16 protein-coding genes and 1 tRNA gene are annotated in these 13,237 nt (G+C 69.2%); 10 read left to right on the top strand and 7 right to left on the bottom strand.

All coding sequences use genetic code 11. The features are described from left to right. Positions 1-41: 41 nt before the first annotated feature. The 4 genes from SPOPO_RS0108615 to SPOPO_RS0108600 all read left to right on the top strand — a co-directional run bounded on the left by SPOPO_RS0108615 (position 42) and on the right by SPOPO_RS0108600 (position 2,582). The gene (locus tag SPOPO_RS0108615; RefSeq protein WP_019874382.1) at positions 42-797 is read left to right on the top strand and encodes a maleylpyruvate isomerase family mycothiol-dependent enzyme; all 756 of its coding nucleotides are present in this window, start codon (positions 42-44) and stop codon (positions 795-797) included. 37 nt (positions 798-834) lie between these two features. Further along, positions 835-1,071: a hypothetical protein gene (locus SPOPO_RS35855; protein ID WP_019874381.1), complete on the top strand. Its 237-nt coding sequence runs from the start codon at positions 835-837 to the stop codon at positions 1,069-1,071. Between the two features lie 88 nt (positions 1,072-1,159). Then, positions 1,160-1,232, top strand: a tRNA-Ala gene (locus SPOPO_RS0108605). A 129-nt stretch (positions 1,233-1,361) separates the two neighbouring features. Then, entirely contained in the window at positions 1,362-2,582 is a 1,221-nt protein-coding gene (locus SPOPO_RS0108600) for a Shedu immune nuclease family protein (protein WP_019874380.1), read from the top strand. Between the two features lie 6 nt (positions 2,583-2,588). Here the strand turns inward: SPOPO_RS0108600 and SPOPO_RS0108595 are convergent, their stop codons facing one another. The 5 genes from SPOPO_RS0108595 to SPOPO_RS28485 are packed head-to-tail and all read right to left on the bottom strand — an operon-like array spanning position 2,589 to position 7,480. Further along, positions 2,589-3,770 carry a site-specific integrase gene (locus SPOPO_RS0108595; RefSeq protein WP_019874379.1) on the bottom strand — a complete coding sequence of 394 codons (1,182 nt, stop codon included), beginning with the start codon at positions 3,768-3,770 and terminating at the stop codon, positions 2,589-2,591. Continuing rightward, positions 3,770-3,961, bottom strand: coding sequence for a helix-turn-helix domain-containing protein (locus SPOPO_RS0108590; RefSeq protein ID WP_019874378.1), 192 nt, complete (start codon positions 3,959-3,961; stop codon positions 3,770-3,772). Before SPOPO_RS0108590 ends, SPOPO_RS0108595 begins: the two co-directional genes overlap by 1 nt. Positions 3,962-3,979: 18 nt before the next feature. Further along, positions 3,980-5,485: a replication initiator gene (locus SPOPO_RS0108585; protein ID WP_019874377.1), complete on the bottom strand. Its 1,506-nt coding sequence runs from the start codon at positions 5,483-5,485 to the stop codon at positions 3,980-3,982. Next, positions 5,482-7,041, bottom strand: a complete 1,560-nt coding sequence (locus tag SPOPO_RS28490) for an FtsK/SpoIIIE domain-containing protein (protein WP_019874376.1) — start codon at positions 7,039-7,041, stop codon at positions 5,482-5,484. The genes SPOPO_RS0108585 and SPOPO_RS28490 overlap by 4 nt, the downstream gene beginning before the upstream one ends. A gap of 1 nt (position 7,042) precedes the next feature. Continuing rightward, positions 7,043-7,480 carry a hypothetical protein gene (locus tag SPOPO_RS28485; RefSeq protein WP_019874375.1) on the bottom strand — a complete coding sequence of 146 codons (438 nt, stop codon included), beginning with the start codon at positions 7,478-7,480 and terminating at the stop codon, positions 7,043-7,045. A 152-nt stretch (positions 7,481-7,632) separates the two neighbouring features. Between SPOPO_RS28485 and SPOPO_RS0108570 the strand changes: the two genes are divergently transcribed. From SPOPO_RS0108570 to SPOPO_RS0108555, 5 genes are all read left to right on the top strand, one after another. Next, a complete protein-coding gene (locus SPOPO_RS0108570; protein WP_019874374.1) occupies positions 7,633-8,400 on the top strand; it encodes a DUF5919 domain-containing protein in 768 nt (255 codons plus the stop codon). Between the two features lie 90 nt (positions 8,401-8,490). After that, positions 8,491-8,973 (top strand): NUDIX hydrolase, encoded by a 483-nt coding sequence (locus tag SPOPO_RS0108565; RefSeq protein ID WP_019874373.1) that lies wholly within the window; start codon positions 8,491-8,493, stop codon positions 8,971-8,973. Positions 8,974-9,100: 127 nt separating this feature from the next. Further along, positions 9,101-9,511 carry a hypothetical protein gene (locus SPOPO_RS34300; protein WP_156869711.1) on the top strand — a complete coding sequence of 137 codons (411 nt, stop codon included), beginning with the start codon at positions 9,101-9,103 and terminating at the stop codon, positions 9,509-9,511. Positions 9,512-9,603: 92 nt separating this feature from the next. Further along, positions 9,604-9,726, top strand: coding sequence for a hypothetical protein (locus tag SPOPO_RS35850; RefSeq protein WP_281168154.1), 123 nt, complete (start codon positions 9,604-9,606; stop codon positions 9,724-9,726). 401 nt (positions 9,727-10,127) lie between these two features. Continuing rightward, a complete protein-coding gene (locus SPOPO_RS0108555) occupies positions 10,128-10,418 on the top strand; it encodes a hypothetical protein (protein ID WP_019874371.1) in 291 nt (96 codons plus the stop codon). A gap of 41 nt (positions 10,419-10,459) precedes the next feature. Here SPOPO_RS0108555 and SPOPO_RS0108550 read toward each other — a convergent pair whose 3' ends face one another. After that, positions 10,460-11,842, bottom strand: a complete 1,383-nt coding sequence (locus SPOPO_RS0108550; protein WP_156869709.1) for a hypothetical protein — start codon at positions 11,840-11,842, stop codon at positions 10,460-10,462. Positions 11,843-11,878: 36 nt separating this feature from the next. Between SPOPO_RS0108550 and SPOPO_RS34295 the strand changes: the two genes are divergently transcribed. Continuing rightward, positions 11,879-12,049: a hypothetical protein gene (locus SPOPO_RS34295; RefSeq protein WP_019874369.1), complete on the top strand. Its 171-nt coding sequence runs from the start codon at positions 11,879-11,881 to the stop codon at positions 12,047-12,049. A 283-nt stretch (positions 12,050-12,332) separates the two neighbouring features. Here SPOPO_RS34295 and SPOPO_RS0108540 read toward each other — a convergent pair whose 3' ends face one another. Continuing rightward, on the bottom strand, positions 12,333-12,908 hold the full coding sequence (locus SPOPO_RS0108540; protein ID WP_019874368.1) for an HDIG domain-containing metalloprotein: 576 nt from the start codon (positions 12,906-12,908) through the stop codon (positions 12,333-12,335). Positions 12,909-13,237 lie beyond the last annotated feature (329 nt).

Below are 13,237 nucleotides of genomic sequence, written 5' to 3'. Positions count from 1 at the left end.
CCGACCCCGTCGAACGGGGTGTCTCCGCAGGTTCGGCTGCCATGCTTCCGCCCGTGGAGCACGCTGAGTACGTCGCCGGGGTCTCGGAGGAGATCGTCCGCTTCGCGGGTCTGGTGGCGAACGCGGACCTCGACGCTCCCGTCCCCAGCTGCCCCGAGTGGGACCTCGGCAAGCTGACCCGGCACTCCGGGACGGTCCATCGCTGGATCGTCCACATCCTGCGCACCGGCTCCACCGAGCGGGTCTCCCCCCGGGAGGTCGACCTCGGTCTGCCGGCACAGCGCACGGGGCTGCCGGCCTGGCTCGCCGCGGGCGCCTCGCCGCTCCGCGCCGCCCTCGCCACGGACCCGAACCGGCCGGTGTGGACCTGGGGCTCGGGTGGGAACGCGGGCTGGTGGGCCCGCCGGGTGCTGCACGAGACGACCGTGCACCGGATGGACGCGCAGCTGGCGCTGGGTCTGGAGCCGGAGATCGCGCCCGCCATCGCGTACGACGCCATCGAGGAGTTCCTGACGAACCTCCCCGCGGTCGCGGCGGACAACATCAAGGGTCTGCCGACGGGGGATTCGCTGCACCTGCACGCCACCGACGGTCCGGGCGAGTGGACGATCCAGCTCACCGACGGCGGGTTCACCTGGAACTCCGACCACGGCAAGGCCTCGGTCGCCCTGCGCGGCACGCTCGCCGACCTGCTGCTCCTGCTCTACGGCCGGCGCCGTCCCCACGACGGGGACCGGTTCGAGGTCTTCGGCGATCTCGCCGTCGCCGACCGTTGGCTCGCCGCCACCCAGCTCTGAGCCGGTTCCGCCGGGCCGCTCCGGGTAGCCCCGGGGCATGGGTGAGCACAAGCAGGACCTGATCGAGCCCGAGGGCGTCAACGCCGGCTCCGCCGACTCCACCGCCGAGTCCGGCCCCGCCCCCGACGCCGACGTGCGCAGTGGGGGACACCCCGAGCGGGCCGCCGAGCAGGCCGACCGCACCGAGGAGGACCAGATCGTCGACCAGCCGTTCCGACCCCGGGATGCCGACGCCCCCTCCCTGCAGCAGAGCGTCGAGGAAGGCGCCCGCTGACCGGTGAACCGAGGGCTCCCGTCACGACCACCGACCGGATCCTGGTACCGTTCACCGTCTGATCGCCGCGTACGCGGAGGTCGGAACCGGGGCTGTAGCGCAGCTGGTAGCGCACTTCCATGGCATGGAAGGGGTCAGGGGTTCGAATCCCCTCAGCTCCACCGCGTTCGAGCAGGTCAAAGGCCCTCCCGCGTCACGGCGGCGAGGGCCTTTCTGGTTCCTGAGTGACTATTTGAGTGACTATTGTCCCGACGTCGGACGGCCGGCCGTGCGGCAGACGGGGGATAGCCATGCCTGTCATCAACTTCGAGAACCCGTTCGAGAGCACTGAGGTCGACTACGCGAACGGCCGCTTGCCCTCGCGCATCTACGTCTCGAAGAGCTTCATCGCCCAGTGGGGTCAGGACGAGGGCCACCCCACGCGCTACATCTACCGAGTGTTTGACGAGGTCCTCACTCCGGACGAGGCCGACTGGGATTGGACTACCGAAGTGGTATCGACGACTCCTGGCGGACGGAAGCAATTGCAGCTGCAGGTTGCTCGCGTTGAAGGGGCCGTCCGGAAGCTGCGGATCCAGAAGGCTCCGACATCGGGCGACTTGACGAGGCTTGAGCCCGTCCTCGAGCTCGATAGGGCGCAAGCCGCGCGGCTCATCTCGACTCTTCGCGCGGTGGATCTCGTTCCGGTCGAGGGAGAGCAGGGCATCGTCGTCGACGAGGACCTTCTGCGTGAGGTACTCGCCGACCCGGCTGCCGTCGAGCAGTTGTATTCGCGGGATCGGGCTCGGTTCCGGGCGATGATCGAGTCTGATGGGGAAGCGGAGGACGTCGTCGCGCTCCAGCGACGCCGTGGCGTCGTGGCCTTGATGCGCGAGTGGCTGTCAGACGACGATGCCTTCGACGAAGCTGCCGCGGCGGCGGGCGGTCCGGAAAAGGCTTGGCAGCGGCTCCTGGAAGACAATCCGTGGGTGCTCGGCATCGGCCTCGGCGGGCAGCTATTCACCGCCTGGGACGCGGCGAGGCTGGAGCAGACCGTCGTAGGGCGGTCGATTACATCCGTCGGAAAGCGCGTAGATGCACTGCTGCGGACGGCGGGCATCATCCGCTCTCTCGCTTTCGCGGAGGTCAAGCACCACCGTACGAAGCTCCTCGCGCAGGACTACCGGTCGGGTTGCTGGCCGCCGTCTGCTGATCTTTCCGGGGGCGTAGTCCAGGCGCAGCAGACGGTTGAGCTCGCATGCAGTTCGATCGGCGAGTATCTTCACGACGTCTCGGAGCAGGGCGAGATGCTCCCGACCGGGACGTTCGTGGTCCGGCCTCGGTCCTTCCTCGTCGTCGGCAGCCTTAGTCAGCTGACCGGGCCTTCGGGGAGCCCGGTGCCTGACCAGGTACGGAGCTTCGAGCTCTTTCGGCGGAACCTCTACGAACCGGAGGTCATCACTTTCGATGAGCTGCTCGCGCGTGCGGCGTGGCATGTCGAGATGGCCTCGGAATCCACGGACGAATGCTGAGCGCCGCTAGACGCCAGGCTCCGAAGCAGGTCGCCGCGGATCGGCGAAGATGCGATCCATCGCCTCGGCTCCGTCGGCGATCACCGGTCGGATCTGCTTTCGGTACACCAGCTCGGTGACGGTGCTGCCGCTGTGGCCGACCAGGCGAGAGATGTTCTCCAGCGGGACACCCGCATCGGACAGCAGCGAGACGAAGCTGTGTCGCAGCTCGCGCGGGGTCCACTCCGTCGGCTCCAGTCCCGCCGCCTTGACCACGCGACGGAAGGCTCGGCGGACGTTGTGGGCGTCGAGCTGGGTGCCGACGGCTGAGGCGAATACCAGGTCCAGGTCCTGCCAGCTGCTCCCCGCGGCCAGCCGAACGGCGGCCTGAGCCCGACGATGCTCGGTGAGCGCCACAACGCAGCGCCGGGGAAGTGCGAGCGTGCGCCGGGACTTCCGGGTCTTGGTGTCCCCGCCGGCCCGGGCGGACCGCCAGACCATCAGTGTCGGCGGGACCGGCGGGTTCGCGTCCGGGTTGCCCGCGAGGTCGACGTGGGACCAGGTGAGTGCCCGGAGCTCCTCGGTGCGCGCTCCGACGAGCATCGACAGCACGATGTAGGCGTGCAGGGTGCTGTCGGCGGCCGCCTCAAGGAGGGCCTCGGCCTGGGCGAGCGTCAAAGCCTTGGACGGTCGTCCGGTGCGGCCGGTCGGTGTCTCGGAAAGCAGGACCACGTTGCGCCGGACCTTGTCGCGCGCCTGCGCACGGTCGATTGCCCTCTTGAGGATCGACCGGATGTTGCGCAGCGAGCTGGTGCTCAGTTCCTTTGCCTTGGCCGCGAGCCAGCGGTCGACTTCGTCCGCCGTGAGGTCGACGAGTTTTCGGGCGCCGAGCGCTGGGATCACGTGACCGTCGGCGAGGAACTTGTATTTGTCGCGGGTGGCCTGGCTGCGGTTGCTCAGACCGTAGGTCAGCCAGTCGTTCACTGCGTCGGCCACCGAGTAGCCGCGGGGAGCCACGGCGAAGCCGTCGTCCTGGTCCCGGAGTATTTCCTTGAGTTTGCGCTGGGCCTCGGTCTTCGACCTTCCGCTCGCCTTCCGAACGATCCGCTTGCCGGCGGGCGAGAATCCGACTGTGACCTCGGCGATCCACCGGCCACGGGATTCGCTCCAGTAGAGCCCGCCGTCTCCGCGGCTGCGTCTGGCGGTCATCAGGCCACCGCCTCGCGTTCGAGCAGCGCTACGTAGTCAGCGATGGCCGAAGCCGGGATCAGGCGGGCCCGGCCCTGCTTGACGGAGCGAAGACGACCGGAGCGGATCAGTTCGTAGATGACGGTGCGGCTCATCGACAGAAGGTGCATGGCCTCGTCCACCCGGTAGAGGCACGGAGTGCTGGTCGTCATTCCTGATGTCCCCTCAGATCAGGCGGCGGATGGGTTGTCCTGGACGATTGCTTTGGCGGCGTCGTACTGCGCGGTCCACTGCTGCCGTTCCCGGACCGCGGCCGCGATGGCCTGGAAGTAGGTCAGGGCGTCGCCGTCGTGCGGGTCGATGCGGGTCCAGATGTAGCGGGCGGTGCCGTCGGTGTCGGTGACGGTGGCTGCCCATCGCTGGCGATCGTGGGATGTCATGCCGGCCTCGGCGAGGACTTCGGCGACGACGGCTGCGCGGTCGGCGGCGTGTTGGGCGAGGGTCTTGCCGGTCCATTGGCGGGAGACGTGGACGCGTCGGCCGCCGAGGCCGAGGTGGTGCCAGTCGTGGGCCTTGGCCGGGCAGCGGCCGATCTCCAGACCAGGGCCGGCGTCCTTCGGTTGTACGCCGTAGCGCAGCCAGTTGGCGCACCGCGGCGAGCAGGGCAGGAGCCGGATCTGGCGGTGATATCTCCGCAGGTGCTCGGCCTGACGTGCCGTCAGGTCTGCGGCGTCCGCGTAAGTGGTGCTCATGTCCTTGGTGAGGTACTTGGTGAGGTAGCCGACGGCACGATTGACCCGGTCGTCGTCCCCACCGACAAGGCCTTGGTAGTCGAGCTGCTCACCGAAGCGAAGGACGTGCGCGGGGCGTGGAGCGGGGTCGTCGTCGAGGTCGTCGAGGGCTTGGTCCCAGGTCGGCAGCGGCTGACCGGTCGCCGGGTCGAGGTAGGCGCGCGATGCGATGCACCACACCGGCTGCTTGTGCTCGTCGAACACCGCCTGGTCGCAGGGTGGCCACCACAGCTGGTGGTAGGTCGCGGCCACGACTTGGCGGACGAGCTGACGCGGGACGACGCCGCGGACGGCGGCGTGCAGATGCGGGGCCAGCCGCCGTTGCGGTTCGATCGCGGCGAAGTACTGCACCTTGTAGCCGGCGCAGCGTCGGAGGTTCTGCCAGAACCGGTCCTCGAGCTTGGCGAAGTGCAATGCGTCGAGCGCGGCGCGGCGGTAGTCGTAGCGGTCCGGATCGACCGGCGTGCCGTCGGGATGGACCGGCCCGTAGGAGGGGAGGGTCAGGGTCAGGAACATCGAAGGCCGCCAGGGCCGTCCGTCCGCAGACCGGAAGGCGCGGCCGAGAGTTCGCTGGTCCATCGGGACCCGCGGCAGGTCGGCGACATCCTGGCGGCGCCGGGTCGACCGCGTACGCCGGAAAGGCTCGTCGTCGTGCGGCTCGTCGCCGTCCGGCTCGTCGGCACCGTTCTCGTCGAGGGGGTCCTCACCTGAGGCCGGTCCGGGCTCGTCCTCGCGGTGCCAGCCCTCGCGGCACTGGTGCACGCGGAGCCTTCGGGCGCGATCTGCGCAGGACGGGCAGCTCCGTTCGACGGTGGCGCCGCACGGCACGGGCACGGTAGCCACCGCGCCGGTTTCGGTGTCGGTGCAGCGCAGCAGGACCGGGCGGACGCACACCTTCGCGGCGACGGCCAGTTCCCGCAGCATGGCCGGGTCGATGGCCTTCATGCGACGTCCTCCCATCCGGCCGGGGTCAGAAGGCCTTCGAGCAGGTACGGCTTGGCCGGCTCGTCCGCGACCGGGTGCGGGTGAGCGAGGTGATGGACGCGGGCGGGGTGGCGTTCGGCCATGGCCCGGATCTGGTCGTCGGTGAGGTAGGCGGCGCGGACCCGGATCGGGTCGGGCAGGGACTCGTGGCGGACCCAACCGACGCCGGGGGTGTTGATGTCGATGCGGTGCGCCTCGGCACCGCGGGCACGGACACCCTCGCCGAGGACCATGTCGACCTCGACGGCTTCGGCCAGGCGCAGTGCGACCCGGGTCGGGAACAGGTTGCGGTAGGCCAGGACGTCCTTGCCGGGGTCCTGCAGGAACCCGACGACGACGCAGCCCGGGGCGCGGCCCTGGGTCAGGATGCGGCGCAGGGCGTTGTCGACGCGCTGGACGGTCTTGCGTTCGGCCAGCGCCGTCAGGGCGGCGAGCTCGTCGATGAGCACGACCCGCAGCGGTTCCTCGACGGTCGGGGTGTGCAGGCGAGTGATCCCGGCCAGGGTCTTCGTGCGCGCTGCCAGGAGATCGGCGCAGTCCTCCAGGGCCTGGGCCATTGAGTCGGGGTCGTCGGTGAACAGGCGAGCGAACATGCCCGCGCCCAGGGCCAGTTCCATCCCGCCCTTGGGGTCGAAGCCCCAGACCTCGACCGTCCCCTCGGCGATCGCGGGAGCCAGGCCCCGCAGCAGGGACCACATCACGGAGCCCTTGCCGGACCCGGTTGACCCGGCGACGAGGACATGGGTGCCCATCACCGGCAGGGTCCAGGGCGAGCCGTCCTCGCAGCGCCCGACCGGCACGGCCCGCAGGTCCACCGACCGCGAGATCGGCAGGGCGTTGATGGTGCGGGCCAGCGGGTCGCGGCGCAGCAGCTCGATCCAGACCTGGCCCGGACCGGCGTGCCCGACCCGGCATCCCAGGGAGCGGGTGGCGTGCGCGAACGGTTCGACGATCTTGGCCACGTCGGAGGGGGCCATGCCGTCGGGGAGCTCGACCAGCAGCCGTTCGGTGGTCGGGGACCACACCACCTTGCGCAGCCGGGCCCGCACGAGCCGCGACCGCGGCACGGGAGCCGGTTTGGTCGGGTCGAGGAGCGTTCCGCGGGGCTCCATCACGTCCCGCACGAACAGGCCATGGCGCTCGCACAACGTGCGCCAGCGTGGCCCGTACCGGTACCAGCGCGCCCACCAGGCCTGTAAGCGGGGCCGGACCTGGGAGCGCCAGGAGTGGGTGAACACCAGCCGCCACACCACGACGACCGTCAGCAGGCACAAGGCCAGAGCCGCCGGTGCCCACGGTCCGCCCAGAACCACCACGGCGCCGATCGCGGTCAGCGCGAGGGCGGTGCGCCAGAACTTCACGCCGAACACGACCAGGACGACGATGCCGAGCAACGCGAAGCAGAGCACCTGGATCACGTGCGCGGACGGAAAGGCGCTGATCGGCTCGACTGCGTCCGGGGCCGGGGCCGGTGTCGGCTTCGCCTCGAACAGCTGGGACAGGATGTTGGCAGCCACCTCAGGCCACCTTCTTCTCATCCGGGCGCGGGCCCGTTCCGGCGGCCGAACGCCCGCCGGTCGAGGTGCCGACGCTTGGGGCGCGGACGCCGGAGGCGCGGAGGGAGAATGCGATCCGGCCCTTGTCGTTGACGTAGGGGGTGACCGTCAGGTCGTCGAACTCGACCTGGCACACCTCGCCCGAGGGCGGGACCGGCTGCACCGGGGCGGTCACCTTCACCACGGTCTCCCGGGAGCGGGTCCCCAGCTCCGGATCGAGGTCGATCACCCGCATCGACCACACCCGCTCCCCGGTCAGCTTGTCCAGCGCCGGGGTGCGCAGCTTGGTCTTCTCGTCGTACTCCTCCACCGGCCCGATCGAGCCCGGCACCATCAGGCACCCGTGCGGGAACACCTCGCCGAACGTGACCGGGAGCCGGACTCCGTTCTTCACAGCCATCGCTGAACCTCCATTCCAGGCCCTTCGCCGCGCCGAGTGCGCGTGGCCCGCGACCCCCAATCTCCGACGGAGGGTGAGGACGTGATCACTACCAGACAGGGACGACAAGGGACGTCTCTGGTACGATGAGACGTCCCTTTGGGGAGGGTCGGATGGCCGGGACGAACGAGCGCCTACGCGATGCCCTGCACGCCGCCGGCGCCAGCACGCACGACATCGCCACCGAGCTCGAGGTCGACCCGAAGACGGTCGAGCGGTGGATCACCACAGCCCGCACGCCCTATTCGCGCTACCGGCACCGGATCGCCGCGCTCCTGGGAACCTCTGAGGCCTACTTGTGGCCGGACGCGCTCAGCGCCGGGCAGAAGGCCGCGGTCACCGAGTCAGAGATCGTCCGGGTCTACCCACACCGCGCCAGCGTCCCCACCGACGTGTGGCGGCACCTGTTCGACAAGGCCACCGAACGCGTCGAGATCCTCGTCTACTCCGGCATGTGGCTCCCGGACCAGAACCCCCGCCTCGCGGCCGCGCTTGCCGCCAAAGCGGACGCCGGAGCCAAGGTGCGGATCCTGCTGGGCGACCCCGACTCCGACGACGTCGCCCGCCGCGGCGCCGAGGAAGGCATCGGCGACGCCCTGGCCGGGAAGATCCGCAACGTACTCGTCCACTACGGCCGGCTGACCGACTGCGAGAACGCCGAGGTTCGCCTGCACGCGACGACCCTGTACAACTCGCTCTACCGTCTCGACGATCACATGCTGGTCAACGCCCACGTCTATGGCTTCCCGGCCGCTCACGCCCCCGTCCTGCACCTACGACGACTGTCGGCCGGCGTGCTGTTCGAGACGTACACCGAGAGCTTCGAGAAGGTCTGGGCCCACGCCCGGGATGCTTGGCCGGCGCGGGCGGGCAGATCGTGAGGTGTCCAGGCGAGAGCCAAGGACATCGGCGGCCTGTCGACCACACGGCCACCTAAGCTCGCCGACGAGGCCCACGACGGGAGGTCCCGCATGGGACGACGCATCGACTACCTGGACGACGACGCCGCCCCGCCCGCGAACAGTATGGTCCCGTCGGTGAACGTGGCCGTTGCCGACGCGAACGGCCGACTCCTCGCGATCCAGCGGAGCGACAACGGCAACTGGGCCCTGCCCGGCGGCGCAATCGACCTCGGGGAATCGCTCACTCAAGCAGCGATTCGTGAGACTGAGGAAGAGACCGGGGTTCGTTGCGAGATCACCGGCCTGGTCGGCATCTACACCAACCCTCGGCATGTTATCCACTACACGAGTAACGACGAGGTTCGGCAAGAGTTCTCGATCGTCGTCACCGCGCGACCAGTGCTTGGCGAGCCGACCCCGAGTAGCGAATCCACGCGTGTCGAATGGATCGAGCCTCAGACCTTCCTCGATCAATCCGACCTGCACCCCTCGATGCGCGCCCGGATCGAGGACTACCTTGCCGGACCGGAGGCATGGCCGCGGATCGCGTGAGCCGGGCCTGCTGGATCAGCCAAGGCCGATCCCGGCGACGTCGGCGCCCTAGGCTTCGGCTCATGCCGGACGGCGACGGGGCGGCCACGGCGACGGGGCCCAATGTCTGAGCCGCCGATCAGTCGCGATGAAGCGGCCGCGCGATTCAGGGCGGCGGCGAGGCGACGCATCGCCTGGATCGTCGCACTCTGGCTCGCTCCGACAGTCGGCTACGTCGCGCTATTCCTGGGACCACGGTCGCGACTTCGATGGCAGCGAAACCAGCGGCCCTTACTCGACCTGGCAGGGCGCGCTGCTGGTGGCGCTCCTCCTTCCCGTTGTTGTGCTCGCTGCGCGGCGCAGCATGTCGATCCTCGCCACGGTGGTGGTATCGGCGACTCTCACGTTCTGGTTCGCGCAGGATTGGGCCCAGACCGACGACAGCGGGTTGTACGCAGTTGGGATCGGATTGCTCGCGATCGGTTCCTTCCTTGCGACTGCCTTCGTCGCCTCTCTTGCCCGCAGTTGGGCGCACGGCAACTCGTCCATCCAGGAATGACTACCCGTCATCCCCATTCGGTGACTCGGACCTCGATCGGGCGGCAGGCCTGCCGGAACCGCTGAACCCGGCGCGGCCTGAGACGCCTGACCGTGACGTGGATCGCTCGCGGTTCGCCCGGCGGTCCACTGAACGGCGACCACTCCCAGCCAGTCGCCCAGCACATCCACCCGAGCCAGGGCTCGTTCGACGTCGGGGTCGTCATGGCGCGATGACGGCGGGTGGTCCCGAGGAAGTCCGAGTTCTCGGCGCCGGGCCACGTACCAAGCTTGCCTGGCCTGGTTGTAGGCAACAATCTGGTCGACGTAGCGCCCTGGAAGCAGCCGCCACCGCAGCCGAGGGCGAGGCCGATAGGAACCGAGCAGTTGGCTTCGGAGTTGCCGCGATTCTCGAATGCCGTCCGAGAAGTCGGGGTCTGGTTCCATAACGAGATAGTCGTCCAGGGGGCTGTCTGCTACCAGGGGTTCCGGCGTACCGGAGTCCGGTCGAGATGCCCCTGACATCGAGGTGGTCGGTCCGGTGACTGTCTGCGGGCTTGGGGCGAACGACTCTCTCGCCCTCTGGGCATCCGGGTGGGCTGTTCTTCGGCGAGCGGTGGGTGTGGAACTGTTCCAGGGTGGAGAGCTATGGGGCCCGCGGCACGCTCATCTGGGTCCTGAACTCTGCGACCAGCGTCGGGGTGGAGGTCCACTTTGTAGCCCGCCCTACGGACGCCGGGTGGGTCGCCCAGGGCCACCTCGTGGATCTGAATCCAGACTCCCGGGACGGTCTGGCCCTGCTGTGCGACCTTGACGGGGGAGAAGGGTATTTCGAGCTCGATCTGGAGGACGGAAGCGTCCTCGAAGTCACCGTCGCGAAGCCGAGCCTCGACGGGAGATTTCAGATGCGCGAGGGCTGGCCCGCTTAGCTGGGTGCTGCCGTCGACCTGCAGGGCCGTGCCACGGGCGTTTACGGCCTGGACGCATCGCTGAGCCGCCCGGCGGCGGCTTCGCGCACCTCGGGGTCTTCGCAGCCGTCCTGGACGAGCTCGGCCAGGCGCGGACGAGATGCGGTCGAGGTCGAGACGTGCGCCGCGCCAACCTGACGGACCGCGGCCTCGCAGTCCCACAGACATTCGAAGCCGAACGTGTCGCCGAATGTCGGTTCGCTCTGCGCGAGCACGCGTGCCGCTCGCTTCCGCGCGTAGGAGTACTCGGCACGCTCGAAGACCTCGACGAGTTCGGGGAACGGTCCGAGATCGGGATGGCGTCCCAGGGCTTCGATGAGGTCGCACAGCACATAGAACTCGCGCTGTTGCAGTGCGGGGCCGAGCGCCGGTCGCAGTCGGGGCAGGTCGGCCGGTTCGGCGTGCAGTGCGAAGATGCCGGCGGCCACCCCGGCGCGGTCGTCGCCGAGGTCGAACCACTCCCGCGCCAGCGGCAGGGTCGCGGTGGGGTCCAGAGCTTCGATGTACCGAATTGCGGCGGCTCGCTCGCCGCCGACGGTGTTGTCGGCGAAGAGCTGAGCCGCGGTGGGGATGACGAAGGGGTCAGCTCGCTCGGTCAGGATTCGCATGGCCAGGACGCGACCGTAGCCAGTCCCTCCGGTCGCGGTTTCGCGGACGAGCTGCACGTCCGCCGTCGACAGTTCGTGTCGGAACCGGTGGCGCAGGCGCCGGGGCATCGCGCTCGGCCAGCCGGTTGCAAGCAGGTCTGCGATCCGAGCGTCGGCTGCGAGCGGAGGAGCCGACTTGTGCGTTTCGCGGTCACTGGCGACCGCGAGGGCGGACGCGATTCTCGTGTTCTCGCGCGCCCAGGTCGACCAGGGGACCTCATTGCGCGCGTAGCGGACCAGGTCGATCACTTCGTCATCCGTGAGAGCGGCGCAGAGGATCTCGGGCACCCCGCTCAGGGCGTCCGGTGCCTCGAGCCGGGCGAGGGCCGGCAGGAGTTCCTCGGCGGCCTCGAGCGAGACAAGACGAGCCTTGAGCGCGGGCAGGCCGGTGAGGTCACCGCGCTTGGCCATCTGCACGGCCACCGAGTCCGCGAGGTCGTGAGCTGCGTCGGCGGCGCCACGCATGTGGGCGATCTCAGCGGCGGGCACGTTCAGCGCGAGTGCCAAGGTGGCGTAGTAGTCGACGCGGGCTTCGACCTGCCGGTCCCAACGAGGATCGGCTTGAACGCAGCTCTGCAGTGCGCGCTTGCCTTCGGCTGGTGACTCGGTGGCGCGCAGCCAGCCCAGACCGCGGCCGCGTTGTACCTGGCCGAGCAGCGTGGTTGGCGATGCCCACAGTTCCGACACGGCCCGGCCTTTCGTCCAAACATTGCGTCCCGCTTCGATACTGGCAGCCATGGCGTCCAGAGCGTTCCCCCGAGCAGCACCGGCGCCTTGGTCCTGGAGAGCGCCGACGGTACGGACTGCACGGTGATCTTTGAGCCTTGCGGGCTGGCCTACACCTTGCAGGGCGAGGACTGGCTGCGCGTCACCGTCAGCGGTCACGGCCAAGGAGACATCGAAGTCGCCCGCAACGCCAACATCAATAAGTCTCTGGCCTGGTAACGGCTGGGGCTACATGGAGGAGGTCAATCGGCTCGGGGACCGTCTGGAGGGCCTGTTCTAGACCGGTCCGTGTCAAGGGCGTGGTGCTGTCGATGAAGCGCTGTCGACCACAGCGCCCTTCTGCGACCTGGAGCGGGCCAAGACAGCAGCTCGGGAGCCTGCAGAGGCTGTAGCACACTCGCGTGCGTCTTTTACCCCCGCCGGTCGAGCCAAATCAGCTGCGATCAGCGGCTGAATCCCGCGGCTTGGCCGTCGGGCCAGGCATGACTCCGCGCGTATCGGACTAGGCCAATTGCCGCTGGGTCGAGGCCGGAGCCGGTGAATGAGTCAGCTTCTGCTCGACTCTGCTGATGACAGCTTGGAGCTCGGGCTCCGCGCGTTCGAGGTAGCGCGAGATCAGATGCTCCGGCCCATACCGCTCACGGGCCTCACTCAGCCGCCCGGCGAGGTCCAGATCTTCGCCGTCCGGCCCGGTGGTCATGTCGCAGAACCAGAGGGCGTCCGCCAAGGGGCCGTCGGTGACAGGGAACTCGTCCGTCAGCAGGCCGCGTAGGCCACGCTCCTCCGCTTCGACACACGCGCAAGAGTGACGTGCGACCAGGTTCACCACGGCATCTTCGACGCCTTCGGAGCGCAGGTACCGACCCCCGTCGAGGGCGTGGAAGCCGGTCCGCGCCGCAGGCGCGGCATATCCCACGTCATGCAGCCAAGCCGAGCTGACCAGAACCTCGCGAGGCAGGCAGAGCGCTGCGGCTACGGCCTCAGCCTTCGCCGCAACGCCTTGCACATGCCGCCAGCGTCGAGGCAGGTCGACAGCCAGCAGGCCGGCGGCCATCCTTTGCGCCTCATCGACGTCCATGCCCCCAGCGTACGAGCATCTGGCCCGAGGCCCGACTGCCGAATTGACCTCTATTGGATCAAGGCGCCGCCTTCGGCGGCGCACCGCCGGCCGCGCCCTCCTGCCTCCGGCCCGGGCGCTGGCCGTCGAGCGATCATCAGAGACGACAACTGGATCAGTGCGACGATCCGCCGTCCTCCCTGCGCGGCCAGTCTGCGACCTTCGCTCCGCGCGTCAAGGGCGCCGACGGCGTCGCTCCGCGATCGAGCAAGCTCGACCCTTGACCCCCTTCGCTCCGGCCTACGATCCGGCAGCTACGGGAGCAAAGCGAGAGATTGCGGCCGCCACTC

This window comes from Sporichthya polymorpha DSM 43042 (assembly GCF_000384115.1).
Lineage (GTDB): Bacteria > Actinomycetota > Actinomycetes > Sporichthyales > Sporichthyaceae > Sporichthya > Sporichthya polymorpha.
Note: the sequence above shows the minus strand (reverse complement) of the source record. Positions and strands in the feature narration are given on the sequence as shown.

Bases quoted from the DNA above. Each gene is read 5' to 3' on its own strand.
- SPOPO_RS0108615 (WP_019874382.1), top strand. From the start codon at position 42: ATGCTTCCGCCCGTGGAGCACGCTGAGTACGTCGCCGGGGTCTCGGAG.
- SPOPO_RS35855 (WP_019874381.1), top strand. From the start codon at position 835: ATGGGTGAGCACAAGCAGGACCTGATCGAGCCCGAGGGCGTCAACGCC.
- SPOPO_RS0108600 (WP_019874380.1), top strand. From the start codon at position 1,362: ATGCCTGTCATCAACTTCGAGAACCCGTTCGAGAGCACTGAGGTCGAC.
- SPOPO_RS0108595 (WP_019874379.1), bottom strand. From the start codon at position 3,770: ATGACCGCCAGACGCAGCCGCGGAGACGGCGGGCTCTACTGGAGCGAA.
- SPOPO_RS0108590 (WP_019874378.1), bottom strand. From the start codon at position 3,961: ATGACGACCAGCACTCCGTGCCTCTACCGGGTGGACGAGGCCATGCAC.
- SPOPO_RS0108585 (WP_019874377.1), bottom strand. From the start codon at position 5,485: ATGAAGGCCATCGACCCGGCCATGCTGCGGGAACTGGCCGTCGCCGCG.
- SPOPO_RS28485 (WP_019874375.1), bottom strand. From the start codon at position 7,480: ATGGCTGTGAAGAACGGAGTCCGGCTCCCGGTCACGTTCGGCGAGGTG.
- SPOPO_RS0108570 (WP_019874374.1), top strand. From the start codon at position 7,633: ATGGCCGGGACGAACGAGCGCCTACGCGATGCCCTGCACGCCGCCGGC.
- SPOPO_RS0108565 (WP_019874373.1), top strand. From the start codon at position 8,491: ATGGGACGACGCATCGACTACCTGGACGACGACGCCGCCCCGCCCGCG.
- SPOPO_RS34300 (WP_156869711.1), top strand. From the start codon at position 9,101: ATGAAGCGGCCGCGCGATTCAGGGCGGCGGCGAGGCGACGCATCGCCT.
- SPOPO_RS0108550 (WP_156869709.1), bottom strand. From the start codon at position 11,842: ATGGCTGCCAGTATCGAAGCGGGACGCAATGTTTGGACGAAAGGCCGG.
- SPOPO_RS0108540 (WP_019874368.1), bottom strand. From the start codon at position 12,908: ATGGACGTCGATGAGGCGCAAAGGATGGCCGCCGGCCTGCTGGCTGTC.